A 25,773-nucleotide genomic window follows, 5' to 3' on the forward strand; every position below is an offset into this window, starting at 1 on the left:
TTGTCCAGTCGCACGAGGCGCTTGCACGAGATCGGGCGCGCCTCGGCGGGATCGGGAGGTGCTTTCGAGTCCGACGGGCGGCTTCGCCGCCGCCTCAGATCGCGGCGGCAGCACGCGGGCGGCGCGCGATGTCGAGGAACACCGCCTCCATCGTATCGCGACCGTAACGCGCCTTGAGATCGGCCGGCGTGCCGCGATCCTCGACGCGACCGCGCGCGAGCACGACCACTTCGTCGCAGAGACGCTCGACCTCGGGCATGTTGTGGGAGGCGAGCAGAATGCTGGCGCCGCGGCGGGCGCGATAGTCCTCGAGCCGGCCACGCACCCAATCGGCGGTATCGGGATCGAGCGAGGCGGTCGGTTCGTCGAGCAGCAGCAGATCCGGCTCGTTGATCAGTGCCTTGGCGAGCGCGACGCGCGTCTTCTGGCCGGCCGAGAGCTGGCCGGCGCGGCGATCGAGAAAATCGCCGAGCGCGAAATCCGCCGCGAGCCGGGCGATGCGCGCCTTCAGGTCCGGCACGGCATAGAGCCGCCCGAACACGGTCAGGTTCTGCCGGACCGTCAGACGGTGGGGCATGTCGACATAGGGGCTCTCGAAGTTCATCCGTCCGAGCACGGCGTCGCGCTCGCGCGGGATCGGATGCCCGAGCACCGCGATCTCGCCGCCGTCGGGCTCGATCAGGCCCATGATCATGCCGATCGTGGTGGTCTTGCCGGCACCATTGCCGCCGAGCAACCCGACGGTCGCGCCGGCCGGAATGGTGAAGGAGATCCGGTCGACCGCGGTCACCGCGCCGAAGCGTTTGACGAGATCGCGGACGACGAGGGCGGGCGGCACGGTCGACATGGCGCATTTCCCGGCGATTGGGCCGCGACGCTTTGCCGTGGTGCGGTCGGCCTTCGGCGTTACGGAGGTTCCACGTTATATAGGGGCGTCGCGCAACGCGGGAGGCTCGCTCCGCGCGATGGAGATCCGCAGAGCCGGGCACCGCCCCGGACCGGCCTCCGTCACGAGCCGTCGTTCGCCAAGGGGCCCCGCCACCGTGACCGCGCTCGCCGAATTCCGGGAATTCTCGACCAAGAGCCTCAAGCTCGACACGCTGGTGAAGCTGCGCTGGCTCGCGGTCGGCGGGCAGATCGCGACCGTGCTGGTGACGGCCTTCGGGCTGCGTTTCGCGGTGCCGGTCGGCTGGTGCCTGCTGCCGATCGTCGTCTCGATCGGCCTCAATCTGTTCCTGCGCCGGAAATTCGCCGCGACCTACCGGCTCGACAGCCCGGCGGCGACCGTGCTGCTCGCCTATGACGTGCTGCAGCTCGGGACGCTCTTGTTCCTGACGGGCGGGCTCGAGAACCCGTTCTCGTATCTCCTGCTCGCGCCGGTCATGGTCTCTTCGGCCTCGCTGCCGCCGCAGTCGACGGCGGCGCTCGGGGCGCTGGTCGCCACCGTCGCGACCGTGCTCGGGATGGTGCATTGGCCGCTGCCCTGGGGCTCGACCGCGGCGCCGGTGCTGCCGGAGCTCTATGTCGTGGCGATCTGGTTCTCGATCGTGGCGACGCTGGTGTTCTCGGCGCTCTATGCCTTCCGGGTCGCCCACGAGGCACGCCAGCTCGCCGAGGCGCTGGCGGCGGCCGAGCTGGTGCTGCAGCGCGAGCAGCACCTGACCGCGCTCGACGGCCTCGCCGCCGCGGCCGCCCACGAGCTCGGCACGCCGCTCGGCACGATCGCGGTCGTGACCAAGGAGCTCGAGCGCGAGCTGCCGGCCGGCAGCCCGATCGCCGACGACATCGGCCTGTTGCGCAGCCAGTCGGAACGCTGCCGCGAGATCCTGCGCAAGCTGACCACGCTCGGCACCGACATCGACAAGTATTTCGTGCGCATGCCGCTCGCCAGCATGCTGCAGGAGGTGACCGAGCCCTATCGCGAGTTCGGCGTGAAGCTCACCGTGCGCAAGCTCGGCCGCGGTGCCGAGCCGGTCGCCGCGCGCAACCCGGCGATCCTCTACGGCCTCGGCAACATCATCGAGAACGCCGTCGACTTCGCCAAGTCCGAGGTCGAGATCGCCGCCGACTGGGACAGCCGGGAGGTGACGCTGACCATCTCCGACGACGGGCCGGGCTTCTCGCCGGAGATCATCGATCGGCTCGGCGAGCCCTATGTGACGACCCGCGAGCGGCTCGAAGCACGCGAGGGCGACGACGTCGGCGGCGGGCTCGGGCTCGGCTATTTCATCGCCAAGACGCTCTTGAAGCGCTCCGGCGCGAAAGTTCTGTGCTCGAACCGCCGCTTCCCCGAGACCGGCGCGCGCATCCGGATCACCTGGCCGCGCGCGCTGATCGAGGCCCCGGTCGACCCGATCACCGGCGAGACGGCCTGAGCGAGACCGGTGCAGGCCATCAGGGCCAAGCGCTTGTTCCACAACCGTAAAACTATGTAGACGCACGATCCCGGCGACCTCGATCGGGTCGCCGGACGACGGCTCTGGCGCGATCGTGACCGCAAGCTCGCGCCCCGCCGCCACGGCTTTCCGTCACTGCCGGGTACGACTAATTCCGCATTGCAATAGAATCCATTGCGGTGCACCATAGACCTATTCGGAAATTACTACTCGATCCTTGAATTTCGATAGAAATAACCTCTCGTTCCATAGAAAGAACAAATCGTGATCATTTTGCTTTTCACGGAAGTTTAGACGGGCTATAAAGTCTCTCGAGCCGACGCCTAGGGCGGGAGCGTGTCTATACTCTGCGCGAGTGTCCTGTGATGAACGATCTCTCGATGGATTTTGTCGCCGAGCCGGATCAGACCCTGCTCATCGTCGACGATGACAAGCCGTTTCTGCAGCGGATCGCCCGGGCGATGGAGACGCGCGGCTTCGCGGTCGAAGTCGCGGAGTCGATCTCGGACGGCCTGACCCGCGTGCAGGCCCGGCCGCCGGCCTATGCGGTCGTCGACATGCGTCTCGGCGACGGTAACGGTCTCGACGTCATCGGCATGCTGCGCGAGAAGCGCCCGGACGCCAAGGCCGTCATCCTGACCGGCTACGGCAATATCGCCACCGCCGTCACGGCCGTGAAGCTCGGCGCGATCGACTACCTGTCGAAGCCGGCCGATGCCGACGACATCATCCGCGCGCTGCGTCAGGATCCGACCGACCGCGCGACCCCGCCGGAAAACCCGATGTCGGCCGACCGCGTGCGGTGGGAGCATATCCAGCGCGTCTACGAACTCTGCGAGCGCAACGTCTCGGAGACCGCGCGCCGCCTCAACATGCATCGCCGCACGCTGCAGCGCATCCTGGCCAAGCGCGCGCCGCGCTGAGGGCGCAGCGTTCCGCTCGGGACCGTCTGGAGCACGCAACGCCGACGACCTCCGATCGTCCTCTTCGGCCGCCCCGACGGCCGGATGCGGTGATCGGAGCGTGCCCCGGCCGAGCCCCGCGATCAGGAACCCCGCGACCAGGGCCCCCGCGATCAGGAGCCCCTGGCCGGAGAATGAACCCGAGGAGACCCCCTCGTGGCCTGACACCCCGCGCTTCCCCCGGCGCGGGGTTCTTTTTTGCCGCGCGTAGCTCGATCGGCATTGCCGGCTCGATCGAAACACCGGCGCGAAGACCAGGCGACCGAAGCACATCGAGGCCGAAGCCGCCTTACGGGTGCGCCTCACCAGGGCTCGGCGACACCCGGATCGACGATCCCGTGCAGGCGGTGCGCGGCGGCGCGGGCGAAGCGCAGGGTCATGGCCTTGCGCGTCGCCGCAGCCAGCCGATGCTCCGGCGCCTCGCGCAGGATCTCGGCGCCGAAGGCATCGGCGACGATCAGACCGCAGTCCTCGGGAAAGATCTCCAGCGGCACGCGCGGGCTGGTGGCGAAGTAGAGCCGATCGGAGTGCAGCCGATAGAACGGCCATTTCTGATCGACGCGGAAATCTTCAACCGACGACTTTACCTCGATGATGTGGATGTCGCCGCCCTCGGCGAGGCAGACCACGTCCGCCCGCCGACCCGACGCGAGCGGCAGTTCCTCGATCACCGCGAAGCCGAGCCGGCGCATGTGCCGCTTCACGCCGCGCAGCACCGCGCGCGTCTCCTCGGGGCGGGAGGGGGGCGCATGTTCGGGCGGGACAATCTCCGGCGCTGGCGCATCCGGAGCGTCGTTCACCGGCGACAGGGGATAGGCGGGTTCGCTCATGAGTACAAAGAGTGAACTCATCAGTCCGCCCGCGCAAGTCCTATCTGGCGCCGGTGCGGCACGATCCCGCGCGCACGGCGGGCGTCACGCCGGCTTGATGATACCCTTGACCAGGATGATATTGCCGTAGAGCCGCGCCTCGCCGGTCGACACGACCGCATAGGCCTGCTTGACCCGTTCATAGAAGGCGAAGCGTTCGATCGAGCCGAGCGTATAGCCGGCACCCTCGTGCTTCCCGATCAGGTCGCGGAACTCCTGGAAGATCGGCACTTCCGCCTGCGGATTGCCGACCACCTGCATGCGGAACGCCGGCTCGGGCACGAATTCCGGCAGATCGAGCGGCATGACGGACAGGATCGCGTCGAGCGCGGCGGTCGCCGAGACGCCGTCGAGGCGGATCAGACGCTGGGCGTGGGCGTCGGCCGGGTAATTGCCGTCGACGATGGCGATCTCGTCGCCGTGGCCCATGGCGCGTAGCACCTGCAGGAGGTCGGGCGACAGCAGCGGATTGAGGTTCTTCAGCATGGGAGCTCCGTAGGAAACGGCCGCGAGCGCGGGCCGCTTTGGAAGGACGACGGGCGAAGCTCGACCGGGCGCGTCGCTCGGCGAGCAGCGCGCGATCGGGTCGCGAGCGAGGTGATCAGGCGGGGATGGGTGCGTCCTCGCGTAGAAGGCCCTCGGCCTTCAGGTCCGCCCAGAGCGCGGGCGGGATCGTGGCCGCCATGATCTTCGCGTTGGTCTCGACCTCCTCGGGCGCCTGGCCGCCGGGGATCACCGACACGACCGCCGGGTGGCAGAGCGGGAAGCGCAACGCCGCCTCGATCAGGCGCACGCCGTGGGTCTCGCAGACCCGCGCGATCCGACCGACACGGTCGAGGATCGGCTGCGGCGCCGGGGCATAGTTGTAGCGGGCGCCGGGGATCGGGCCGGTTGCCAGGATGCCGGAGTTGTACGGGCCGCCGAGCACGATGCCGATGCCGCGCGCGACGCACAGCGGCAGGAAGGTCTCGAGCGCCTCCTGCTCGAGCAGCGTGTAGCGGCCGGCGAGCAGGAACAGGTCGAAGTCGCCGCGCCGGGCGAGCGTCTCGCAGACCTCCCACTCGTTGACGCCGGCACCGATCGCGGCGACGACGCCCTCGTCGCGCAGCTTGACCAGCGCGTGATAGCCGCCGGCCATGAATTCCTCGATGCGCCGGTCGGAGGCCTCGCGCGAGCCGTGGGTGAAGACGTCGACATCGTGGCAGAACAGGATGTCGACCCGGTCGACGCCGAGCCGTTCCAGCGACGCCTCGAAGCTGCGCATCACGCCGTCGTAGGAATAATCGTAGACGATCTTGCGCGCCGGTACGTCGACGAAGGCACCGGCGTCGCTCGGCTCGCCGGCGCGGCAGGCTCGGAGCAGGCGGCCGACCTTGGTCGACAGGAGCGGCGGGTCTGCGCGATGCTCGCGCAGAAAACCGTTCAGCCGCGTCTCGGCGAGGCCGAGGCCGTATTGCGGCGCGGTGTCGAAGTAGCGGGCCCCGACGGCCCAGGCCGCGTCGAGCGTCGCGCGCGCGGAGCGCTCGTCCAGCGGCCGATAGATGTTGCCGAGCGGCGCGGTGCCGAAGCCGAGTTCGGGGAAGACGAGGTCGCGCCCGCTCCCTGCCCGGAAGGTGCGCGTGCCGAACGCCCTGCTGCCGAACGCCTGGGTGCCGGGCGCGGGCGTGCCGGGCACCGGACTCCCGGGCGCTTGCACGCCCTGCTGCTGGCCAGCCGTCATTTCCATCCTCCCTCCGGAGCGTTTCGCCCCTCTCGACCGGCCGGCGGGCGGGCCATCCCGCTTCTCGCCCCGACCGGTCGCCTGTTTCAGCCGGCGTCGTCGAAGACGTCCTTGTTGTCGGCCGCGAAGGCGACCATCTCGGCGATCACCTGATCGAGGTGCCGAGCCATGGCGCGCCCCGCCGCCTCGCCGTCGCCGCGCGCGAGCGCCTCGAAGATCGCCACATGTTCCTCCAGCGTGACCGCGTGCCGGCGTGGGCTCGACAGGATGCGACGCACCCGATCGAGATTGCCGCGCGCGGTCTCCAGCATGGCGCGGACCCGGGCGAAGCCGAGCGCGTCGACCAGCGTCTGATGGAAGTCGAGGTCGAGCGCATGGAAGCCGGAGCGGTCGCCGGCTTCGACCGCGGCGCGCTGATAGCGCAGATTGCGATCGAGCGCGGCGATCGTGTCCGGGCGGATCTCGCCGGCGAGCCGGCGCACCGCCTCGGCTTCGAGCGCGCGGCGGATGAACATCGCCTCCTCGACATCGAGGATGCGGATGCGCGTCACCCGCGTGCCGCGCTGGGGCAGGATCTCGACCAGCCCTTCGGCCTGCAGGCGGGTCAGCGCCTCGGAGACCGGAAAGCGCGAAACGCCGAGCCGATCGCAGATCAGATGCTTGTTGATCGCCGTCCCCGGCGGCAGGTCGCCGGAGACGATCGCATCGCGGATGAGGCCCTGCACGTGATCGGTCGTGCCGCCGCGCGACGGCAGATTGAGACGTTGCAGGAAGGTGTAGTCGGGCTCGGCGGTCATTTGCATTGTAGCATGTTAGCCTGTCGTGCTAAGACGTCAATCCATCGAACGTCTGCGGCCGCTCTCCCGAACCGGCCGCTCCCCTTCGGATAGGACGCGGCCGGGCAATCGGCAATCGGCCGACCGAGGGAAACCGCCATCGACGAGGAGCCACCATGAACGATCTGAGCCCCGCCCGCCCCGCGACGCCGCGCACCGTGCGCCTGAGTGCGGCCGACAATGTCGTGGTGGCGGTGGATCCGATCGAGGCCGGACAGGTCTCGGATGCCGGCGTCGCGGCGAAGGCGCGCGTGCCGCGCGGCCACAAGATCGCGACCGTCGGCATTGCGGAAGGCGCCCCGATCGTGAAGTTCGGCCAGATCATCGGCTTCGCGACGCAGCCGATCGCGCCGGGCGACCATGTCCACAGCCATAATCTCGCGTTCCAGTCCTTCGAACGCGACTATGCCTTCACCGAGGACGCCCGCGACGACACGATTCTGCCGGTCGAGCTACAGGCGACGTTCCAGGGCTTCCGGCGCCCGAACGGCAAGGCCGGCACGCGCAACTATGTCGCGATCCTGTCGAGCGTGAACTGTTCGGCCTCGGTCGCGCGGTTCATGGCCGAGGCGATCAACCGCTCCGGCGTGCTCGCCGACCATCCGAGCATCGACGGCGTCATCCCCTTCGTGCACGGCACCGGTTGCGGCATGGCATCGAGCGGCGAAGGCTTCGAGATGCTGAAGCGCACGCAATGGGGCTATGCCTCGAACCCGAACATCGCGGCGGTGCTGCTGGTCGGGCTCGGCTGCGAGGTGTTCCAGATCGGCCGCATGAAGGAAGAGTACGGCATCGTCGACGGCGATCACTTCCAGACCATGACGATCCAGGACGTCGGCGGCACGCGCAAGACCATCGAACAGGGCGTCGAGCGCATCCGCGCCATGCTGCCGCTCGCGGCCAAGGCGCGGCGCGAGACGATTCCGGCCTCGGAGCTGATGCTGGCGCTGCAATGCGGCGGCTCGGACGGCTATTCCGGCATCACGGCCAATCCGGCGCTCGGCGCGGCGGCCGACCTGCTGGTCCGCCATGGCGGTACCGCGATCCTGTCGGAGACGCCGGAGATCTACGGCGCAGAGCACCTGCTGACCCGCCGCGCCGCAACGCGCGAGATCGGCGAGAAACTGGTCGACCGGATCCGCTGGTGGGAGGATTATACCGGCCGCAACGGCGGCTCGATGGACAACAATCCCTCGCCCGGCAACAAGGCCGGCGGCCTGACCACCATTCTGGAGAAGTCGCTCGGCGCGGCCGCCAAGGGCGGCACGACGACGCTGCGCGGCGTCTACGAATATGCCGAGCTGGTCGACGCCAAGGGCTTCGTGTTCATGGATACGCCCGGCTACGACCCGGTCTCGGCGACCGGCCAGGTCGCCGGCGGCGCCAATGTGCTCGCCTTCACCACCGGGCGAGGCTCGGCCTATGGCTGCAAGCCGACCCCGTCGATCAAGCTCGCCACCAATTCCGAGATCTATCGTCGCATGACCGACGACATGGACATCAACTGCGGCGATGTGCTCGACGGGGTGTCGATCGAGGAAAAGGGCCGGGAGATCTTCGACAAGGTGCTCGCGGTCGCCTCCGGCGAGCGTTCGCGGTCGGAAGCGCTCGGTTATGGCGACAACGAGTTCGTGCCATGGCAGGTCGGCGCGACCATGTGACTACGTGTATCTCCGTAGCGCTCGCCAAGTATCCATGCCGGCGCCTAGAATTACAGCAGATAATATCGCGCCGGGGCGGACAAACACCCGCCCCGGTGAGTCATAACCCGGTGGTACGGAAGTGTCGGAGCCGAAACGACCGCATCGCTTCGACCGCAAAATTCCAGCTCAGCACCGACGTGAAATTTCTAAGAAAGCAGCATTTGATATAATCGATTTTATTCCTAGCATACCGAAGTATATCGCATCATTGGATCAGTTATATACATACTCCCGCATCTGTCCGCGGGAAGCGGCAGATTCAGCCAACTGACAGCGAGGGCCTTATACCACGAAGGACTTCGGCGTTATTCGCCTTTAAACGCCTATTAAGTTCCCCGGCGCATTGTGCCTAAAAGCACGTCGAGGGAAGACACGCCCCATGTTGAATCTCCTGAGGAAATCCGGATCGTCTGTCGACAGCCGTGCCGTCGCGCCGGTCGCGACGGACCATGGCGCCGCGGCACGGGAGAGCGCTGCAGCGCTCGACCTCGCCCAGCGGACCGTCGGTCGCGTCCGGGAAGGACTTTCACGCTGGTACGGACACGCGGTCGAACAGGCGGTCAACCTCGGCGAACTGGCCTGCCTGATGGCATGGTCGAACGGCAACGTGCGCAAGCTCACCGGCGAGACGGTCGCGATCTCCTCGGCCGTCGAGGAGATGGCGCGCACCGTCCAGAACATCGCCGACCACAGCGCCGCCGCGCAGCGCCGCTCGGGCGAAGCGCATCAGCTCGTCGGCTCGGGTGTCGGCCGCGCCCAGACCGCCGGTCGCGCCATGTCGGAGATCTCGGAGGCTTTCACCGGCCTCGATCAGCGCATGCTGCTGCTCGGCAAGGCGATCGAGCAGATCGGCGGCTTCGCCAAGGAGATCGAGAGCATCTCCAGCCAGACCAAGCTGCTCGCGCTCAACGCCACCATCGAAGCCGCGCGCGCCGGCGAGGCCGGTCGCGGCTTCGCGGTCGTCGCGGCCGAGGTGAAGGCGCTCTCCGAGGAAACGTCGAAGACCACCGACCTGATCCGCGGCCAGCTCACCGAGCTCGCCAGCGTCATGCAGGACATGTTCGGCGCCATGCAGGTCGGCGGCGCCAAGGTGCGCGACGGAACCGAGATCTTTGCCGCCGTCGTCTCCGACATGGAGAACATCCGCGGCTGCATCAACGACGTGAACCAGGGGATCGACTCGATCACCCACATGCTCGGCGACCAGTACATCGCCACCGAATCGGCCGCCAAGAACCTCAGCGAGATCGCGCGGCTCGCCGGACAGAACGAAACCGATTCGAAGTCGGCGATCGATCTGCTGCGCGACGCCGACCGGCTGGTCGGCGAGCAGATCAACCAGGGCGAACGCGAGGACGTGCCCGGCCATGCCGAGCGCCGAATCCGCGCCGACGTCACGACCTACAAGAAGCGTCTCGCCGAATGCCTGGTCGGGATCACCCCGATCGAGGCGTCCGGCTTCGCCAATGTCGACCCGATGGGCCCCGGCTACAGCGCGGTCGTCGACCCCGCGGTGCGCGATCATGCCGCCTTCCGGGCGCTCGGACCGCTGCGCGAGACCATGCAGCGCGAAGGCCGCAAGGTGGTGGAGAACGTTGCGCGCGGCGACATGGGCAAGGCCATCGAAGCCTACATGGCAATGGACGGTGCGGCCGGCGACGCTGTGAAGCGGCTCGCCGAACTCGACCGCTCGCTCGGCCGCAGCACGCGCTGAACCGCGGCGACGGCCCTCCCGGGGTCTCGTCCGGCTGCCGTCGCGACCCTCACGCCCCCTCACGATCGATCAGAAGAGCCCGGACGCGGAACGGCGTCCGGGCTCTTCCCGTTGACGGGGCAGAGCGTTCCGGTGGCGCCGTGCCTATCCCCCTTCCGAGGCGGACCGATCCCGCGCCGATGAACGCCGGATGAACGGCCCCGTCACGCCCCGTCGAGCCTCGTTCGGTTAACGTCGTCTGGCTCGCGTGAGCGGGCGGGGGGATCCAGGAGATAGCCATGACCCAGACGTTCAAGCGTCTTGCAGCGGTCGGCCTCGCTGCCGCCGCTCTGACCGGCGTTTTCGCCAACCAGAACACCGCCGAGGCCCATTGCGGCGTCGGCTGCGGCGTCGCCGCCGGCATTCTCGGCGGCGCGATCATCGGCACCGCCATCGCCGGGCCGCACTATGCCTACTACAACGGCCCGCGCTACTATTACGGCGGCTACGGGTATCGGCCGTGGCGACATCACTATTGGGGCCCGCGCTATTACGACGGTCCCTATTATCGTTCGTGCTGGCGCGAACGCTGGTACGATCGGTGGGGTGACGTCCATGTCCGGAGGGTCTGCCGCTGACGAGTACTTCCGCATCCGATGAGGCCGGGGCCGGTCGCCTTCCGACGGGAGGCGCCAACCCCGGTACGCGCGGAGGCACGCGCCCGAACTGGCGCGGGTTCTCGTTCGGCCGTGTCGGGGCGATGATGCTGCGGCACTGGTACCTTCTGTCGTCGTCCTGGCCGCGCACCGTCGAGCTGATCTACTGGCCGACGGTGCAGCTGCTGACCTGGGGCTTCGTCCAGCTCTACGTCCAGAGCCATTCGAGTTTCTTTTCCCATGCCGCCGGCACCTTTGTCGGCGGCATCCTGCTCTGGGATGTGCTGCTGCGCAGCCAGCAGGGCTTCGCCTTTTCCTTCATGGAGGAGATGTGGTCGCGGAACCTCGGCAATCTGCTGATGAGCCCCTTGAGGCCATCGGAGTTCCTGGTTTCGCTCATGATCATGAGCGTGGTCCGGCTGTCGATCGGCATGATCCCGGTTACCTTCATCGCGATCCCGCTGTTCGGCTTCAACATCTGGGGCCTCGGCCTGCCGCTGGCGCTGTTCTTCCTGAACCTGCTGCTGTTCGGCTGGGCGATCGGCATCATGGTCGCGGGCGTGCTGCTGCGACAGGGCATGGGCGCGGAGAACATCGCCTGGTCGCTGATGTTCCTGATCATGCCGTTGACTTGCGTCTATTACCCGGTCGCGACCCTGCCCGGCTTCGTGCAACCGTTCGCCTGGGCCCTGCCGACCACCTTCGTGTTCGAGGGCATGCGGGCGATCATCATCGACGGCGTGTTCCGCGCCGATCTGATGGCGGGCGCGCTCGGCCTCAATACGGTGGCGATGGCGGTCAGCGTCTGGGCGTTCTTCCGCCTGCTCCGATCGGCGCGCCGCGCCGGCAGCCTGCTCCAGCAGGGCGAATGAGCGGGGCGAGGCGTTCTGCGGCGGATCGCTGCATCGCGGAACCGCGTGTCGATGTTCAGAGTTCGTGTTGACGAAGACCGGTTGTCGGCCGGCCGACCCGGCTCTGTCGCAATGAAAGCACTGCGGAACACTTTTCCGTGCCGCAGCGAAAAGATGTGCAGATCGGGCGCGATCCGGACTGGACAGTGACAGCCAACGCTGATCCGATCCCTCAGAAGAGCACGTCTTCACGACGTTCATGCGACGAATTGTCGATGGCCGGGGCCCTTGGCCGCCGTGAAGCACAGCTTAATCTCTTTGGTCCACGGTAGAGGCGTCGAGGGGCGCCCTCCGGGCCCTTGCGCGAAGGACGTGGCCGCCATGTTCTACCAGCTCTACGAGATGAACCACGCCGCGCTCGGACCCTTCCGCGCCGCAGCCGACGTCACCAAGCTCTATTTCCAGAACCCGCTCAATCCGCTGTCGCACACGTCCTACGGGCGATCGATGGCGGCGGCCTGCGAGGTGTTCGAGCGCTCGACCCGGCGCTATGGCAAGCCGGAATTCGGCCTCAAGACCACGCTGGTCGGCGGCATGCGCGTACCGGTCACCGAGCGCGTCGTGTGGGAGCGGCCGTTCTGCCGGCTGGTCCACTTCGAGCGCGCGCTGCCGGAAACCCGCCGGCACCGCGATCAGAAGGTGCTGCTGGTCGCGCCGATGTCGGGGCATTATTCCACGCTGCTGCGCGGCACCGTCGAGGCGCTGATGCAGCGCCACGAGGTGTACATCACCGACTGGGTCGATGCGCGCATGGTGCCGATGGCGGCCGGTCGCTTCGATCTCGACGACTATGTCGACTACATCATCTCGATGCTGCACGCGCTCGGCGGCGACACCCATGTGATCGCGGTCTGCCAGCCCTCGGTGCCGGTGCTCGCGGCGGTCTCCGTCATGGAGGAGAACGAGGATCCCTACGCGCCGCCGTCGATGATCCTGATGGGCGGACCGATCGACACGCGCTGCTCGCCGACGGCGGTCAACAAGCTCGCCAAGGAGAAGGGCATCGAGTGGTTCGAGCGGAACGTCATCATGAAGGTGCCGTTCCCGCACGCCGGCTTCATGCGCGACGTCTATCCGGGCTTCCTGCAGCTCGGCGGCTTCATGTCGATGAACCTCGACCGCCACATGACGGCGCACAAAGACTTCTACATGCACCTGATCAAGGGTGACGGCGACTCGGCCGAGAAGCATCGCGACTTCTATGACGAGTATCTGGCCGTCATGGATCTGACGGCCGAGTTCTACCTGCAGACCGTCGACAACGTGTTCGTGAAGCACTCGCTGCCGAAGGGCGAGATGCTGCATCGCGACCGGCCGGTGCGGCCGGAGGCGATCAAGAACGTCGCGCTGCTAACGGTCGAGGGCGAACTCGACGACATCACCGGCATGGGCCAGACCCAGGCCGCGCATACGCTGTGCTCGTCGATCCCGGCCGACCGCCGTGCCGACTACGTCCAGCAGAGCGTCGGCCACTACGGCGTCTTCAACGGCTCGCGCTTCCGGGCCGAGATCGCGCCGCGCATCTCCGACTTCATCAACTCCAACGCCCGTCGCGCCCCTGCCCCGGGCGCGTGGCGCGAGCCGGCCGCGGCGGCCGCGCCGACCGTGGTGAAAGCCGTGGCCGAGCCGGAAGCGGCGCCCGCCCACGTCGCAACGCCCGCGCCGGCCGCGTCGAGCCGGGCCCGCGCGGCGAAGCCCGCCGCTCCGGTGCTGCCGAAGAAGGGCAAGGTCTCGCGGGCCGGTTCCTCGGAGACCTCGCTGCCGCAGTGAAGCGACCCTTTCGGATCAGAGCATGACGGCGGGCCGATGGGTCCGCCGTCGTCGTTTTTGGCCGGCTCGTCCGCCCCCGGACCGGATGCCGAGCGGCGATCACCTTGTGCGGCGCGCTCGCGGCATGAAGGAAATTTAACCCGGGCAGCGCCGCCGGCCGCATTGAAATCGAGCCGTTTCGGGGCCACCTTTTCGGGCAGCCGCGGCCGGTCCGTCGCGGGCTCGTTCCGGAGGCGCGCCGCCATGAACTGCCATCCCATCATTCGACCGGGCTTCCGCCCGCTCTCGATCGTGCTGATGGTGCTCGGCTTCATCGTGTTCTGGCCGCTCGGGCTCGCGATGCTCGCCTACATGATCTGGGGCCGGCGCCTGCAGGGCTTCGCCCGCGGCTTCCGCGATGGGTTCGCCGCCCACGGTCCGTACGCCCGGCGCCGCGAAGGCGCCTATGCCTATGCCGGCTTCGGCCATGCCGACGGCGCTTCCGCGCGGGACAATGCGGCTTTCGAAGCCTATCGCGCGGCGGAGATCGAGCGGCTGGCGGCCGAGCGCCGGCGGCTCGACGAAGAGCGCCGCGCCTTCGAAGCCCGCGCCGCCGATCAGCGGCGGGTGGACGACAGGGCCGAGTTCGACCGGTTCATGGCCGGTCGTCGCCGTCAGACCGATGTCGGGCGTTCGTCCGACGCGGCGCCGCACTGACCTCCTGTGAGCCGCCGTCGCGGTGCCGCCCTCGTGCGGCCGCGTCTGGCAGCCGTACCTGACGACCGCGGGGGTATCGCCCCGACTGTGTGCTCCCCCAACCCGATCGTGGATAACGGCGATCGGGCGAGGCGCTGCCATGGGCTCGCCCCTTTGCGGCTTTATCCAGCGCCCCGCGTTCCGCATCATCGGAACAGGTCCGGCGCGATTCGGGCCTGACGCGCCGGCCCGCTCCCCGTTTCGCACCACCTCATGCCGCTCACGGTCCATGTTCGGATTTCCGTCCTCGCCCCGTCCGCGCCAGCGCCCGCTCCCGAGCGAGGTTCGCCTCGACCTCGGCGATCGCGAAGTCGCGGTCGCGGTGCGCCGGTCGGAGCGGGCGGTGCGCTATTCGCTCCGCCTCTCGGCCGACGGCGAGCCGGTGCTGACGCTGCCCGGCCGCGGCGGTTCGTTCGCCGAGGCGGTGAGCTTTCTCGAGCGCCATCGCGGCTGGCTCGACGACCGGCTTTCGCGCCGGCCGGCCAAGGTGCCGTTCGCGCCGGGCGCGATCCTGCCCCTGCGCGGCCGGCCGCACCTGGTCGAGCATCACGCCGAGCGGCGCGGCACGGTCTGGCTCGACGGCTCTGCCGAGGCGACCCCGCCGACGCCGGACCAGGATTTGTTGCCGAAGATCTGCGTCGCCGGCGGCGTCGAGCACGTGTCGCGGCGGGTTGCCGACTTTCTCAAGCGCGAGGCGCGCGCCGATCTGACCCGCGCGGTCGAGATCCACACGCGCCGGCTCGGCGTCAAGGCTGCCGCGATCCGACTCAAGGACACCAAGACGCGTTGGGGGTCGTGCACGGCGGAGGGCGAGCTGTCGTTCTCCTGGCGCGTCGTCCTGGCGCCGCCGCACGTGCTCGACTATCTCGCCGCCCACGAGGTCGCGCACCTGCGCGAGATGAACCACTCGCACCGGTTCTGGGCCCATGTCGCCGCGACCTGCCCGGCGTGGCGCGAGGGGCGGCACTGGTTGAAGACGCAGGGCGTCGCACTCCACGCCTACGGGTAGAGGACCGACCGGATCGCCTTTTTCCGCGGACCGCCCTGCGCCGGCGCAATAGTCTGGAATGATTCTCCGGCTTTGCTTCCCCGCCGCCCCCCTGCTACAAGCGGCGCGGATTTTGCCTGCCCGGAAATGATCACGGTCAGGTGATCGTCAGAGAGGTTTCGATGCGGCGAGCTTCGATCACGCGCAAGACCAAGGAAACCGCGATCGCGGTCGAGGTGAACCTCGACGGCACCGGGGCCTTCGACATCGCGACCGGGATCGGCTTCCTCGACCATATGCTCGAGCAGCTCGCGCGCCATTCGCTGATCGACATCACCCTCAAGGCCGAGGGCGACCTGCACATCGACATGCACCACACCACCGAGGACGCCGGTATCGCGCTCGGCCAAGCGGTGCGGTCGGCACTCGGCGACTGCAAGGGCATCAATCGCTACGCCGACTGCCACCTGCCGATGGACGAGACGCTGTCGCGCGCCGCCGTCGACGTGTCCGGTCGGCCGTTCCTGGTGTTCCAGGCCGAATTCACGCGCGACAAGGTCGGCGACTTCGACACCGAACTGTTCGAGGAATGGTTCCGCGCCTTCGCCATGAACGCCGGTATCACGCTGCACATGGCCAATCTCTATGGCTCGAACAACCATCATATCGCCGAGTCGCTGTTCAAGGCGCTCGCCCGCGCGCTGAAGGTCGCGGTCGCGGTCGATCCGCGGCAGGCCGATCGCATCCCGTCAACCAAGGGCACGCTCGGAGGCTGACATGGCGACCTGGACCGTGCATGCCCCGCCCGGGGCCGACGCCGGCCTGCCGGCTCATGACGCGCTGAGGTTCACCCGCGAGGGCTTCGCCTGGGCGGCGCTCGTGTTCGGTCCGCTCTGGGCGCTGTGGAACCGGCTCTGGCTGGTGTTCCTCGGCTGGCTCGTGGCTATCCTGGTAATCGAGATCCTGGCCCGCGTCGTCGGGGAGCCGGCGGCGACGGTGGCGAGCTTCGTCTTCGCCGTCTGGTTCGCCTTGTCCGCCGCCGATCTCAAGCGCTGGACGCTGGAGCGGCGCGGCTGGCGGCTCGTCGATCTCGTTGAGGCGTCGGGCCGCGACGAGGCCGAGAAGCGTCATTTCGACAAGGTCGCGCTCTCGACGCGCGCCGGTCGGGTCGAGACGCCGCGCGCCGTGGCCGCCTCCGCCGAGACCGAGACCGGTGCGACCCGTCGGATCGTGCCGCCCGGCGGCGCGCTGCCGCCGGTCGTCGGGTTCGACGCCGGCCGTGGAGGCCGGCCGTGACCGTCGCCCTGATCGATTACGGCGCCGGCAATCTGAGGTCGGCCATCAAGGGATTCGAGCGGGTCGCCCGCGAGATCGGGCGCGACCAGCCGATCGTGCTCACGACCGATCCGGACGTGGTGGCCAAGGCCGACCGCGTCGTGCTGCCCGGCGACGGCGCGTTTCCGTTCTGCCGCAAGGGTCTCGCCGCCATCCCCGGCATGGACGAGGCGCTGCGCGACTTCGTCGAGCACCGCGGCCGTCCCTTCCTCGGCATCTGCGTCGGCATGCAGCTCATCGCCTCGCGCGGCATCGAGCACGAGCCGATCGACGGCTTCGGCTGGATCGAGGGCGAGGTGCGGCCGATCCAGCCGTCCGATCCGGCACTCAAGGTGCCGCACATGGGCTGGAACACGATGGAACTCGTGAACCCGCATCCGGTGCTCGACGGCATCGCGCTCGGCGACGACGGCCTGCACGCCTATTTCCTGCACTCCTACGCCTTCGAGACCGCCCACCGCGCCGATCTGGTCGCGACCGCCGACTATGGCGGACCGCGCACCGCGATCGTGGCGCGTGACAATGTCGTCGGAACGCAGTTCCATCCCGAGAAGAGCCAGACCCTCGGTCTGAAGCTGATCGGAAACTTCCTGAAGTGGGCGCCATGATCCTGTTCCCGGCCATCGACCTCAAAGACGGGCAGTGTGTGCGCCTCAAGCTCGGCGACATGGGCCAGGCGACCGTCTACAACGACGATCCGGCCGCGCAGGCGCGCGCCTTCGAGGCGCTCGGCTTTCCGTGGCTGCACGTGGTCGACCTGAACGGCGCCTTCGAAGGGCGCTCGGTCAACGGTAGCGCAGTGGAGCGGATCCTGACCGCGGTCGACATGAAGGTGCAGCTCGGCGGCGGCATTCGGGACATGGCCGGCATCGCGGGCTGGCTCGAGCGCGGCATCGCCCGCGTGATCCTCGGCACGGTGGCCGTGCGCGACCCGGCGCTGGTGCGCGAGGCGTGCCGCGCCTTCCCCGGCAAGATCGTGGTCGGCATCGACGCGCGCGGCGGCAAGGTCGCGGTCGAGGGCTGGGCGGAAGCCTCCGAACTCGACGCGGTGACGCTGGCGAAGAAATTCGAGGATGCCGGGGTGGCCGCGATCGTCTATACCGACATCGACCGGGACGGGGTGCTCAAGGGTATCAATTTCGACGCGACGCTCGGGCTCGCACAAGCCGTGTCCATTCCGGTGATCGCCTCGGGCGGTCTCGCCGGCATGGACGACATCGAACGGCTGGCGGGCCCCGAATGCCGTATTCTCGAAGGCGCGATCTCGGGGCGCGCCATCTATGACGGCCGGCTCGACCCGAAGCTGGCGCTCGCTCGCATTGCCGAGGCCGCGTGACCTTCAATTCCGCCCTTCCCTCCGAGCCGGTCGTTGCGATCGGTACCCGTGCCGGCAACGCCGCGAAGGCCGTCGCCGCTTCGACTTCGACGCATCCGAAGGTCATGACCGACGCCCGTTACGCCCTCTATTTCGCGCCGCCCGCGGTCGATCCGCTCTGGTCCTTCGGTTCGGCCGCCATCGGCTACGATGCCGAGACCGGCGCCGAGGTCGCGATCCCGCCGGTCGACGGCTTCTCGGCCGATGCCCTGATCGCCGCCACCGCCGAGCCGCGCACCTACGGCTTCCACGCCACGCTGAAGGCGCCGTTTCATCTGATCGAAGGGGCCGACGAGGCCGGATTTCTGTCGGCCGTGCGGGCCTTCGCCGCCAATGTCGCGCCGTTCGAGATCCCGCGCCTCGCCGTCAACGCGATCGGCGCCTTCATCGCGCTGACGCCGGCCGAGCCCTGCGAGCCGCTGCAGGCGCTCGCCAAGCACACCGTGACGATCCTCGATGCGTTCCGGGCCGCGCTCGACCCCGCCGATCGCGAGCGGCGGCTGAAGAGCCCGCTCACCGAGCGTCAGATCGAGCAGCTCGATCGCTGGGGCTATCCTTACGTCCTCGACGACTTCAAGTTCCACATGACGCTGTCGGGCAAGCTCGACGACGCGACCCGCGACCGGCTCGCCGCGGCTCATGCGACGCGCTATGCCGCAATCGACCGGCCGGTGACGGTCGGCGAAATCGCCGTCTTCATGCAGCCGGACCGCAAGAGCCGGTTCCGGGTGATCGAACGGGTCAAGCTCGGACGCTGATGTCGGCCAGACGGCGCGCCGCCGTCCGGGCCATCGCCTCGGCGAGATCCATGCGCCATTCGGCCTCGACGTAGCTGCGGAAGTCGAAGCACGGCAGGCCCGGGCAGATCTCGAACTCGATCAGTGTCGGCCGGCCCTCCTCCGACAGCCGCAGGTCCATCGAGAAGACATCGCGGATGTCGAGCCCGCGCATCAGGCGCCGGGCGATCGCCGCGACCTCGCCTGCAGCCGCGGGCGCCGTCACGCGCAGGTCCGTGACGGTCGGCTCGACGTAGCGGCCTTCCGCGCGCGCCGCCGCGCCGGTCTCGCCATAGAGAGCGAGGCTGTCGGCCATGGTCTGGAAATCCGCCCCGGTCTCGACGGTCCAGATCCCCATGCGGGCGAGATCCGCCCGTCCATCGACGTCGAGAAAGCTGGCACGCAGGTTCGAGCCCGGCACATAGGCCTGCACCACGGCATCGTCGCGATAAGCCGCATGGATGCGCCGGGAGAGTTCGAGCGCGTGGCCGAGATCGTCGGTGCGCGAGTCCGACCAGATGCCGATCTTGGCGCCGAGGCGGTTCGGCTTGACGAAATAGCCCGAGGCGCCGGCGAGCGCCTCCGGCGGCGACAGCCATTCGCCGTTGCGGGCGAGTGCCGTCGCCGGCAAGGGCAGGCCGAGCGCCGACAACACCGCGCCGGAGCGGAACTTGTCCTGGCAGAGCGCGAAGACCGAGGCCTCGGCGCCGATCGTGGCGTGACCGGCGAAGCGAGCGAGCGCCGGCGCGAGGCTGCCGGCGAAATAGGCGATGCCGTCGGTCAGCGTCCAGACCACGGTCCGGGCCGGATCGAGCCGCGGCGGGTGAAAGGCGAAGTCGTCGAGCGTCACCGCCTGAAAACGCAAGCCGTGCGCGGCGCAAGCCGCTTCCAGACGCGGCAGCGCGGGCGCGAGGTCGGTCGACTGCGCCAGATAGGACGCGATCTCGGCGGCCGGTTCGGGGCGGAAACCTTGTCGGAGCAGGCGGTCGACACAGGCGGCTTCGGTTTCATGGACGAGCACCAGCGTCGCGTCTGCCATCATCACCGGTCCCTCTCGCGCCGGTGACGCTCAATGCGCTCGACCACGGCGGAACGGGACATTAGCGCGCCGTGGCCCGGCAGCGCTTGCGCGAATTCGACCTCGAGGACGCGATCGTGCGAAAGGCGGAGCGCAATGCGGTCCGCGCCCGGGATCGCATCGTAAATCTCGCCGTCGTGGACGGTGTCGGCGGTGTAGAAGAGGCCGCGCGCCTCATCGAGAAGCCCGATCGAGCCCGGCGAATGGCCGGGCAGGTGCAGGACCGTCAGCCGCAGCGCCGGGCCGAAGTCGAGCCGGGCGCCGTCGGCGAGCGTGCCGGTCAGCCGACAGGGGATCTGCTGGTAGGTCTCGGGCGCGACCGCCGTGCCGTCGGCCGCGAAGTCGAGATCGTCGATCCAGGGCCGCGCCTGAGTCTCATTGGGATCGAGCCGGTCGTAGACGGTCGCCTCGGCGGCATGGCCGAGACGCGTCTCGGCGAGGTGCAGCGCGCCGACATGGTCGGAGTGGCTGTGCGTCGCTATGGCGACCACCGGTTTTCCCGGCGAGAGGCCGAGATCGGCGCGGCCGCGGGCCAGCCCCCAGCCGCCGTCGATCAGCACCGCGCAGTCGGGCGTGTCGATCCGGTAGAAGAAGCTGCGGCAGGCCGGACGCAATCCCGACTCCGAGAGCCGGACGACGCCGGGCGCGGCCGGCTCTGCCAGGACGCCGCCACGAAGGGCCTTGAACGCGTCCCAGTCCATGGCGCCTCCGGATCAGAGTTTCCTGAGCTTGACCGTCTCGATGCGGTGGCTCGCGCCCTTCTTCAGGATCAGGTCGGCGCGCGGTCGGGTCGGGGAGATGTTCTCGCGCAGGTTTGCGAGGTTGATGTTCTCCCAGAGATCGTTGGCGATCGCCAGGCTCTCCTCGGCCGAGATGGTCGCGTAGCGATGGAAGTAGCTCTTCGGATCGCGGAACGCCGTGTTGCGCAGGCTCATGAAGCGCTCGACGTACCACTGGTGCAGCAGCTCTTCCTCGGCATCGAGATAGATCGAGAAATCGAAGAAGTCCGAGACGAAGGGCACGGCATTGCCCTCCTTCGGCATCTTCGAGGTCTGCAGCACGTTGAGGCCTTCGAGGATCAGGATGTCGGGGCGGTCGATGGTGACATGGGCGCCCGGCATGACGTCATAGACCAGATGCGAATAGACCGGCGCGCGCGCGCCGCCGCGGCCGGCCTTGATCGTGGCGAGGAACTCGAGCAGCGCGGCGATGTCGTAGCTTTCGGGAAAGCCCTTGCGCCGCATCAGGCCTTCACGATCGAGCACGGCGTTCGGATAGAGGAAGCCGTCGGTGGTGACGAGGTCGACCTTCGGGCTCGACGACCAGCGCGACAGCATGGCTTTCAGGATACGCGCCGTCGTCGACTTGCCGACCGCGACCGAACCGGCGATGCCGATCACGAAGGGTACCTTCGCATCGTTCACGCCGAGGAAGCGCCGGGTCGCGTGGAACAGGCGCTGCGTCGCTTCGACATAGAGCGACAGGAGCCGCGACAGCGGCAGGTAGATGTCGACGACCTCCTCGAGCGATACCGGATCGTTCAAGCTGCGCAGCCGGACGAGATCGGCCTCATCGAGGGTCAGCGGCGTGTCGGCACGCAGGTTCGCCCACTCGACGCGGGCGAAGTCGTGGAAGGGCGAAATCTCGGCCGGGCGAAACTGCGGCACGGACACTGTCCTCTGCGAGCCGGCCGAGACGGTCTCGGCCGCATCCGGATCGAACGGCGGGAATGGGGCGATGGCGGGTTCGACGGTGTCCACCCGGGGACCTCGTGGTCGGACGTGAAGCGCGAAGCCGCGGCGTCCGGTTCATCGGCCGGCGCCGGCGACCGCGGGGAGCGGTCGGTCCGGGACCGGATTTCGTATTGCCCGTCAGTCGGCCGGACGCGAGGCCTTTTCCTCGAGCCCGGTGCGGACGGTGCGCGATTTCAGTTCGGCCATCACCTCGTCGAGCGGAATGCCGGCCACATTGAGCACAACCATCAGGTGATAGATGAGGTCGGCGCTTTCGCCGACGAGCTCCTTGCGCCCCCCGACGACCGCGGCGAGCGCCGTCTCGACCCCTTCCTCGCCGAGCTTCTTGGCGCAATAGGCGATGCCCTTGGCCTTCAGCTTGCGGGTGTAGGACTTCTCGTCGTCGGACGTCGCACGCGTGGCGATGATGGCTTCCAAGTCGCTCAAGGTGAAGTCGGACATTGGGATGATCTCCTCGAGCAGCCCGTCGGCGGGGAATTCTTGCCACGGGACGGCGGTCGGAAGGGGAATGCCGGTCTCCGGATCGCCGGATCCGGACCGGTCGGTGCGGAGCCGCCGATCAGGCGTCGAGCCGCATCGGGATACCGGCGGCGGCCATGTGCTCTTTGGCCTCGCGGATCGAATAGGTGCCGAAGTGGAAGATCGAGGCGGCGAGCACGGCGCTGGCATGGCCCTCGCGGATGCCGTCGACCAGATGGTCGAGCGTGCCGACGCCGCCGGAGGCGATCACCGGCACCGATACCGCATCGGCGACCGCGCGGGTCAGTTCGAGGTCGAAGCCGGCCTTGGTGCCGTCGCGGTCCATCGAGGTGAGCAGCAGCTCGCCGGCGCCGAGCGCGACGACCTCGCGCGCGTAGTCGATCACGTCGATGCCGGTCGGCGTGCGGCCGCCGTGGGTGAAGATCTCCCACTTGGCCGGCGCGCCCGGTTCGGACACGCGCTTCGCATCGATCGCGATCACGACCGATTGGCCGCCGACCTGACGCACCGCCTCGGCCACGAAGGCGCGGTCGCGCACGGCGGCGGAGTTGATCGACACCTTGTCGGCCCCGGCGTGCATCAGGTTGCGGATGTCGTCGAGCGTGCGGATGCCGCCGCCGACCGTCACCGGCATGAAGCAGACCTCGGCGGCGCGGCGCACGACATCGAGGATGATGCCGCGGTTCTCGTGGCTCGCCGTGATGTCCAGGAAGCAGAGTTCGTCGGCGCCGGCAGCGTCATAGGCCTCCGCCGCGGCGACCGGATCGCCAGCGTCGATGAGATCGACGAAGTTCACCCCCTTCACGACCCGGCCGTCCTTGACGTCCAGACAGGGGATCACACGGGCTTTGAGCATCGGGACGGTTCCGGATCGGCGGGCATGCGCCTGACGCCTCGAGGGGCGGCGGCACGGCGTTTTCGAGCGCCTTCATATACGGCCACGGACCTCGGCGCCACCCGCGGGGCGATACGTCGCCCTGAAATGGCAGCCACCACGGCAGATATGAATAGCTAGTTAATCGTTTTAAGCGGAGCCATGCAAAATTGCATGTCCGAGTTGGGGACTTCCCCCTTACCGACGCAACCGCACAGGCGTATCTAGACAGCGTGATTTTGCAGTGCAGCAAGATCTTTCGCAAAGCGGTAATCGATCGGCTGCACAACGAAAAAGGAGATCCATCATGTCGCTGTCGCGCTTCGCCAACACCGTCGCCCAGTCCTGGAGCCGCTACAAGCTCTACAACCAGACCGTTCGCGAGCTGTCCCGCCTCGACGACCGCGAACTCGCCGATCTGGGCATCGGCCGCAACGGCATCCAGCAGCTCGCTCGCGAAGCGATCCGCTGATCCCTTACGGCGGCCGTCTGGCTGCCCCCCCGCGGCTCGACCGCAGACCATTCGTGATGACGGCGGACCAGATCGACCGACTGGCCCGCCCGACGAGACCACCACGACGGCGGGCCCGATCGCAAGATCGGCCCGCCGTCGTCGTTTCGGGTCGTCGTCGTTTCGGGTCCAGTCGTTTCGAGCCGGCCGGACCGAGCGGGGCTTCCGATCGCCGACGCCACGTTAATTTTTCGTAAGGTTGATGTCAGGTTCTTGCAAGCTCGGGCGGGGCGCCAAATCTCTCTCCTCAGGTCGACGGACTCGACCGCTCAGGAGGAAACGCAATGACGAACCGAAAACTCGCCCTCGCCGTCCTCGCCACGATCCTCGCCGGCACCGCGACGCCGGCGCTCGCCACCACGACCACCAAGGACTGCAAGCCGTTCAGCGCCGCCGACGCGCGCGACCGCTTCGACCGCTGGAATGCGTCGCTCGCCAGCGGCACCGCGGACGCGGTCGCGCTCTGGTACGCGCCCGACGCCAAGCTGCAGCTCGCGATCGCCGACAAGCCGATCAACGACCAGCGCGCGCTGCGCCAGTTCTACGAGGGCGCGATGCTCAAGGGCCTCAAGGCCGATGTGAAGGAGCGCAAGCCGCTCGAGGTCGCCTGCAACGTCGCCACCGATCGCGGCGTGGTCGAGTACACGCACGGCGGCAAGACCGTGAAGGCCGAATTCAAGAAGGTCTACGAGGTCCAGAACGGCGTCTGGCTGATCAAGGAGCATCAGTCGACCGTGCTGCGCTGACGATCGCCAGCATTTCAGGGATCGCCTCTCGCTTCATGGGTCCACGTCCCTCGGCCCTCCCCATCCCCCCGCGAAGGGGCGAGGACTCGTGAAAAAGGCCGGTCATCCCCGTGGGGACGACCGGCCTTTTTTCATCCCGATCCACCGGCCGGGAGGAGAAAGCAAAAAGCCGGAGAGCCAGAACCGTGGTCCGACAGATCGGAAAAGCAACGGGCGGCGGTCGCGACCGCCGCCCGTCACAGTTCGAAAAGTCGGCTTCGATCAGAAGCGATAGTTCACGCCAACGCGGACGGCATCGGCCGTCAGGTTGTTGCGGAAGCTGTAGGTCGCGCCGTTGCCGGCCACCGCGCTGAAGGTCTTGCTGCCGAAGTCGTAGTGATCGTACTCGACCTTGGCCGACCAGTTGCGGGTGAAGGCGTACTCGACGCCGGCACCGAGGGTCCAGCCGACGCGGGTGTCGTCGGCGGTCGCGTTGATCGTGTTGCCGCCCGGCGCCACGGTCGAGGTGTCCTGCACGCGGCTGGAGCCGCCGTAGAACGCCACACCGCCCTTGCCGTACAGCAGGAACGCGTCGGCCGCGAAGCCGAGCTTGCCCGTGATGGCGCCGAAGGCACCGTCATTGGTCCAGGCGCGGGTGTCGCCGTTCGGGCTCGACGGCTGGATCGTGGTCTTCTTCAGATCCATGTAGCCGACTTCGCCCTCGATACCGACGACGAAGTTCGGGCTGACCTGATAGTTGTAGCCGAGCTGCAGACCGCCGATGAAGCCGCTCGGGGCGCGGCCCCAACGCTCACCAGCCGTGTTGTAGCCATTGATGTCGGTCGTGCGGGCGGTGCCGCCGACCCAGCCGAGGCTGCCGCCGACATACGGACCGGTCCAGAACATCGGAGCAGCGGCGACGACGGCCGAAGCCGGAGCGATGGCCGGGGCAACACCGAGATCCGCCGCGGAGGCGGCGCCGGCGGCGCCGAGGACGAAGACCGAGGCGAGGAGAATGGAACGCTTCATGACAAGTGTCTCCCTTGTGCGTGGCTCTTATCTACGCTCGAGATGCTGAAAAGTATGTAACCAAAAAACCACAACGAATTTTCGTATTCAGATGGCGATCGAGGCTATTCGTGGCGAAACTTCGGCATATCGGAGCTGAACATGGCATTAACAGGCCATTCACGACTTATTTACCGAACCTAAATAGCCTCCATTTACCTAGATGAAATTCGGTTTTCCGCGCCACAATTCAGTTTTATCTCTCCACAATCCCGACACAATCGAGATTTTCTTTCTGGCTCTTGTTGGCTTTGATGGGCGTAACGCCCCACTCCACCTCCGGAACCGCGTTAAAAACGTACGCCCGGAAGTGTAGTTCCCTGACGGTGCAGATAAATTTCGACGTCACCGCCGAGATGATCGCCCGGTTCCGCCATGTCAAAAATGTGGCGCTGACCGCCCGTGATGCAGCGCGACCCAGGCAGAAGCCGTTTTCGTGCATGGCTGAAGCCAAGCCGTCAGCGATAATCCCCGCGTGCTTTTTCCGGATCGCCTGTCCGGCGGAACCGTCCCGCCTCCGACAACCTGCCCTCGGCAACGGCACCGGGACCGACAATG

At 67.9% G+C, this 25,773-nt stretch carries 27 protein-coding genes; 16 read left to right on the plus strand and 11 right to left on the minus strand.

All coding sequences use genetic code 11. The annotated features are described in order from the left end of the window. Positions 1-94 precede the first annotated feature (94 nt). On the minus strand, positions 95-847 hold the full coding sequence (locus tag ABS361_16680) for an ABC transporter ATP-binding protein (GenBank protein ID XBY43696.1): 753 nt from the start codon (positions 845-847) through the stop codon (positions 95-97). Positions 848-1,043: 196 nt separating this feature from the next. Between ABS361_16680 and ABS361_16685 the strand changes: the two genes are divergently transcribed. After that, complete coding sequence (locus ABS361_16685; GenBank protein XBY43697.1) at positions 1,044-2,375, plus strand: ActS/PrrB/RegB family redox-sensitive histidine kinase; 1,332 nt, start codon at positions 1,044-1,046, stop codon at positions 2,373-2,375. A gap of 386 nt (positions 2,376-2,761) precedes the next feature. Beyond that, complete coding sequence (locus ABS361_16690) at positions 2,762-3,319, plus strand: ActR/PrrA/RegA family redox response regulator transcription factor (GenBank protein ID XBY43698.1); 558 nt, start codon at positions 2,762-2,764, stop codon at positions 3,317-3,319. A 341-nt stretch (positions 3,320-3,660) separates the two neighbouring features. Here the strand turns inward: ABS361_16690 and ABS361_16695 are convergent, their stop codons facing one another. The 4 genes from ABS361_16695 to ABS361_16710 all read right to left on the minus strand — a co-directional run bounded on the left by ABS361_16695 (position 3,661) and on the right by ABS361_16710 (position 6,750). Further along, positions 3,661-4,209, minus strand: a complete 549-nt coding sequence (locus ABS361_16695) for an MmcB family DNA repair protein (GenBank protein XBY43699.1) — start codon at positions 4,207-4,209, stop codon at positions 3,661-3,663. A 63-nt stretch (positions 4,210-4,272) separates the two neighbouring features. Beyond that, a complete protein-coding gene (locus ABS361_16700) occupies positions 4,273-4,713 on the minus strand; it encodes an RbsD/FucU family protein (protein XBY43700.1) in 441 nt (146 codons plus the stop codon). Positions 4,714-4,828: 115 nt separating this feature from the next. After that, on the minus strand, positions 4,829-5,947 hold the full coding sequence (locus tag ABS361_16705) for an aldo/keto reductase (protein ID XBY43701.1): 1,119 nt from the start codon (positions 5,945-5,947) through the stop codon (positions 4,829-4,831). Between the two features lie 86 nt (positions 5,948-6,033). Continuing rightward, on the minus strand, positions 6,034-6,750 hold the full coding sequence (locus tag ABS361_16710) for a GntR family transcriptional regulator (protein XBY43702.1): 717 nt from the start codon (positions 6,748-6,750) through the stop codon (positions 6,034-6,036). Between the two features lie 149 nt (positions 6,751-6,899). On the opposite strand from ABS361_16710, the gene ABS361_16715 reads away from it, so the two are divergent. From ABS361_16715 to ABS361_16770, 12 genes are all read left to right on the plus strand, one after another. After that, a complete protein-coding gene (locus ABS361_16715; protein ID XBY43703.1) occupies positions 6,900-8,444 on the plus strand; it encodes an altronate dehydratase family protein in 1,545 nt (514 codons plus the stop codon). Between the two features lie 421 nt (positions 8,445-8,865). Then, a complete protein-coding gene (locus ABS361_16720; protein XBY43704.1) occupies positions 8,866-10,200 on the plus strand; it encodes a methyl-accepting chemotaxis protein in 1,335 nt (444 codons plus the stop codon). A gap of 278 nt (positions 10,201-10,478) precedes the next feature. Continuing rightward, a complete protein-coding gene (locus tag ABS361_16725) occupies positions 10,479-10,817 on the plus strand; it encodes a hypothetical protein (GenBank protein XBY43705.1) in 339 nt (112 codons plus the stop codon). A gap of 125 nt (positions 10,818-10,942) precedes the next feature. Next, positions 10,943-11,707, plus strand: coding sequence for an ABC transporter permease (locus tag ABS361_16730; protein ID XBY43706.1), 765 nt, complete (start codon positions 10,943-10,945; stop codon positions 11,705-11,707). 360 nt (positions 11,708-12,067) lie between these two features. Beyond that, a complete protein-coding gene (gene phaZ, locus ABS361_16735) occupies positions 12,068-13,516 on the plus strand; it encodes a polyhydroxyalkanoate depolymerase (protein ID XBY46922.1) in 1,449 nt (482 codons plus the stop codon). 243 nt (positions 13,517-13,759) lie between these two features. Next, a complete protein-coding gene (locus ABS361_16740) occupies positions 13,760-14,212 on the plus strand; it encodes a DUF2852 domain-containing protein (GenBank protein XBY43707.1) in 453 nt (150 codons plus the stop codon). A 268-nt stretch (positions 14,213-14,480) separates the two neighbouring features. Next, positions 14,481-15,260, plus strand: coding sequence for a SprT family zinc-dependent metalloprotease (locus ABS361_16745; GenBank protein ID XBY43708.1), 780 nt, complete (start codon positions 14,481-14,483; stop codon positions 15,258-15,260). Positions 15,261-15,421: 161 nt separating this feature from the next. Then, positions 15,422-16,015 (plus strand): imidazoleglycerol-phosphate dehydratase HisB, encoded by a 594-nt coding sequence (hisB, locus tag ABS361_16750; GenBank protein ID XBY43709.1) that lies wholly within the window; start codon positions 15,422-15,424, stop codon positions 16,013-16,015. A gap of 1 nt (position 16,016) precedes the next feature. Further along, entirely contained in the window at positions 16,017-16,535 is a 519-nt protein-coding gene (locus ABS361_16755) for a DUF2628 domain-containing protein (GenBank protein XBY43710.1), read from the plus strand. After that, positions 16,532-17,182: an imidazole glycerol phosphate synthase subunit HisH gene (gene hisH, locus ABS361_16760; GenBank protein ID XBY43711.1), complete on the plus strand. Its 651-nt coding sequence runs from the start codon at positions 16,532-16,534 to the stop codon at positions 17,180-17,182. The genes ABS361_16755 and hisH overlap by 4 nt, the downstream gene beginning before the upstream one ends. Then, positions 17,179-17,910 carry a 1-(5-phosphoribosyl)-5-[(5-phosphoribosylamino)methylideneamino]imidazole-4-carboxamide isomerase gene (gene hisA / locus ABS361_16765; GenBank protein XBY43712.1) on the plus strand — a complete coding sequence of 244 codons (732 nt, stop codon included), beginning with the start codon at positions 17,179-17,181 and terminating at the stop codon, positions 17,908-17,910. Before hisH ends, hisA begins: the two co-directional genes overlap by 4 nt. Continuing rightward, positions 17,907-18,707, plus strand: a complete 801-nt coding sequence (locus ABS361_16770) for a DUF1045 domain-containing protein (GenBank protein XBY43713.1) — start codon at positions 17,907-17,909, stop codon at positions 18,705-18,707. The genes hisA and ABS361_16770 overlap by 4 nt, the downstream gene beginning before the upstream one ends. Here the strand turns inward: ABS361_16770 and ABS361_16775 are convergent. The 5 genes from ABS361_16775 to hisF all read right to left on the minus strand — a co-directional run bounded on the left by ABS361_16775 (position 18,691) and on the right by hisF (position 22,893). Then, a complete protein-coding gene (locus tag ABS361_16775; GenBank protein XBY46923.1) occupies positions 18,691-19,764 on the minus strand; it encodes a D-alanine:D-lactate ligase-like protein in 1,074 nt (357 codons plus the stop codon). The genes ABS361_16770 and ABS361_16775 overlap by 17 nt on opposite strands. Positions 19,765-19,766: 2 nt before the next feature. Beyond that, positions 19,767-20,504, minus strand: a complete 738-nt coding sequence (locus tag ABS361_16780; GenBank protein ID XBY43714.1) for an MBL fold metallo-hydrolase — start codon at positions 20,502-20,504, stop codon at positions 19,767-19,769. 12 nt (positions 20,505-20,516) lie between these two features. Next, on the minus strand, positions 20,517-21,470 hold the full coding sequence (coaA, locus tag ABS361_16785; GenBank protein XBY46924.1) for a type I pantothenate kinase: 954 nt from the start codon (positions 21,468-21,470) through the stop codon (positions 20,517-20,519). Positions 21,471-21,674: 204 nt separating this feature from the next. Further along, positions 21,675-21,998: a phosphoribosyl-ATP diphosphatase gene (locus ABS361_16790; protein ID XBY43715.1), complete on the minus strand. Its 324-nt coding sequence runs from the start codon at positions 21,996-21,998 to the stop codon at positions 21,675-21,677. Between the two features lie 118 nt (positions 21,999-22,116). Next, positions 22,117-22,893 (minus strand): imidazole glycerol phosphate synthase subunit HisF, encoded by a 777-nt coding sequence (gene hisF, locus ABS361_16795; GenBank protein ID XBY43716.1) that lies wholly within the window; start codon positions 22,891-22,893, stop codon positions 22,117-22,119. A gap of 325 nt (positions 22,894-23,218) precedes the next feature. On the opposite strand from hisF, the gene ABS361_16800 reads away from it, so the two are divergent. Together ABS361_16800 and ABS361_16805 are read left to right on the plus strand one after the other, a co-directional pair. Beyond that, positions 23,219-23,383, plus strand: coding sequence for a DUF1127 domain-containing protein (locus tag ABS361_16800; protein ID XBY43717.1), 165 nt, complete (start codon positions 23,219-23,221; stop codon positions 23,381-23,383). Between the two features lie 323 nt (positions 23,384-23,706). Then, complete coding sequence (locus ABS361_16805) at positions 23,707-24,168, plus strand: hypothetical protein (GenBank protein ID XBY43718.1); 462 nt, start codon at positions 23,707-23,709, stop codon at positions 24,166-24,168. Positions 24,169-24,429: 261 nt separating this feature from the next. Here ABS361_16805 and ABS361_16810 read toward each other — a convergent pair whose 3' ends face one another. Beyond that, positions 24,430-25,176, minus strand: a complete 747-nt coding sequence (locus ABS361_16810; GenBank protein ID XBY43719.1) for an outer membrane beta-barrel protein — start codon at positions 25,174-25,176, stop codon at positions 24,430-24,432. Between the last annotated feature and the right edge of the window lie 597 nt (positions 25,177-25,773).

This window comes from Ancalomicrobiaceae bacterium S20 (genome assembly GCA_040269895.1).
GTDB classification, from domain to species: domain Bacteria; phylum Pseudomonadota; class Alphaproteobacteria; order Rhizobiales; family Ancalomicrobiaceae; genus Methyloraptor; species Methyloraptor flagellatus.

What these genes read in the sequence shown, in the direction of transcription:
- ABS361_16715 (XBY43703.1), top strand. Translation starts at nt 6,900, where the DNA reads ATGAACGATCTGAGCCCCGCCCGCCCCGCGACGCCGCGCACCGTGCGC.
- hisF (XBY43716.1), bottom strand. Translation starts at nt 22,893, where the DNA reads ATGCTCAAAGCCCGTGTGATCCCCTGTCTGGACGTCAAGGACGGCCGG.
- ABS361_16695 (XBY43699.1), bottom strand. Translation starts at nt 4,209, where the DNA reads ATGAGTTCACTCTTTGTACTCATGAGCGAACCCGCCTATCCCCTGTCG.
- ABS361_16780 (XBY43714.1), bottom strand. Translation starts at nt 20,504, where the DNA reads ATGGACTGGGACGCGTTCAAGGCCCTTCGTGGCGGCGTCCTGGCAGAG.
- ABS361_16805 (XBY43718.1), top strand. Translation starts at nt 23,707, where the DNA reads ATGACGAACCGAAAACTCGCCCTCGCCGTCCTCGCCACGATCCTCGCC.
- ABS361_16705 (XBY43701.1), bottom strand. Translation starts at nt 5,947, where the DNA reads ATGACGGCTGGCCAGCAGCAGGGCGTGCAAGCGCCCGGGAGTCCGGTG.
- ABS361_16680 (XBY43696.1), bottom strand. Translation starts at nt 847, where the DNA reads ATGTCGACCGTGCCGCCCGCCCTCGTCGTCCGCGATCTCGTCAAACGC.
- ABS361_16800 (XBY43717.1), top strand. Translation starts at nt 23,219, where the DNA reads ATGTCGCTGTCGCGCTTCGCCAACACCGTCGCCCAGTCCTGGAGCCGC.
- ABS361_16725 (XBY43705.1), top strand. Translation starts at nt 10,479, where the DNA reads ATGACCCAGACGTTCAAGCGTCTTGCAGCGGTCGGCCTCGCTGCCGCC.
- hisA (XBY43712.1), top strand. Translation starts at nt 17,179, where the DNA reads ATGATCCTGTTCCCGGCCATCGACCTCAAAGACGGGCAGTGTGTGCGC.
- ABS361_16755 (XBY43710.1), top strand. Translation starts at nt 16,017, where the DNA reads ATGGCGACCTGGACCGTGCATGCCCCGCCCGGGGCCGACGCCGGCCTG.
- ABS361_16710 (XBY43702.1), bottom strand. Translation starts at nt 6,750, where the DNA reads ATGCAAATGACCGCCGAGCCCGACTACACCTTCCTGCAACGTCTCAAT.
- hisB (XBY43709.1), top strand. Translation starts at nt 15,422, where the DNA reads ATGCGGCGAGCTTCGATCACGCGCAAGACCAAGGAAACCGCGATCGCG.
- ABS361_16745 (XBY43708.1), top strand. Translation starts at nt 14,481, where the DNA reads ATGTTCGGATTTCCGTCCTCGCCCCGTCCGCGCCAGCGCCCGCTCCCG.
- ABS361_16810 (XBY43719.1), bottom strand. Translation starts at nt 25,176, where the DNA reads ATGAAGCGTTCCATTCTCCTCGCCTCGGTCTTCGTCCTCGGCGCCGCC.
- phaZ (XBY46922.1), top strand. Translation starts at nt 12,068, where the DNA reads ATGTTCTACCAGCTCTACGAGATGAACCACGCCGCGCTCGGACCCTTC.
- ABS361_16730 (XBY43706.1), top strand. Translation starts at nt 10,943, where the DNA reads ATGCTGCGGCACTGGTACCTTCTGTCGTCGTCCTGGCCGCGCACCGTC.
- ABS361_16740 (XBY43707.1), top strand. Translation starts at nt 13,760, where the DNA reads ATGAACTGCCATCCCATCATTCGACCGGGCTTCCGCCCGCTCTCGATC.
- ABS361_16775 (XBY46923.1), bottom strand. Translation starts at nt 19,764, where the DNA reads ATGGCAGACGCGACGCTGGTGCTCGTCCATGAAACCGAAGCCGCCTGT.
- ABS361_16790 (XBY43715.1), bottom strand. Translation starts at nt 21,998, where the DNA reads ATGTCCGACTTCACCTTGAGCGACTTGGAAGCCATCATCGCCACGCGT.
- ABS361_16700 (XBY43700.1), bottom strand. Translation starts at nt 4,713, where the DNA reads ATGCTGAAGAACCTCAATCCGCTGCTGTCGCCCGACCTCCTGCAGGTG.
- ABS361_16720 (XBY43704.1), top strand. Translation starts at nt 8,866, where the DNA reads ATGTTGAATCTCCTGAGGAAATCCGGATCGTCTGTCGACAGCCGTGCC.
- ABS361_16690 (XBY43698.1), top strand. Translation starts at nt 2,762, where the DNA reads ATGAACGATCTCTCGATGGATTTTGTCGCCGAGCCGGATCAGACCCTG.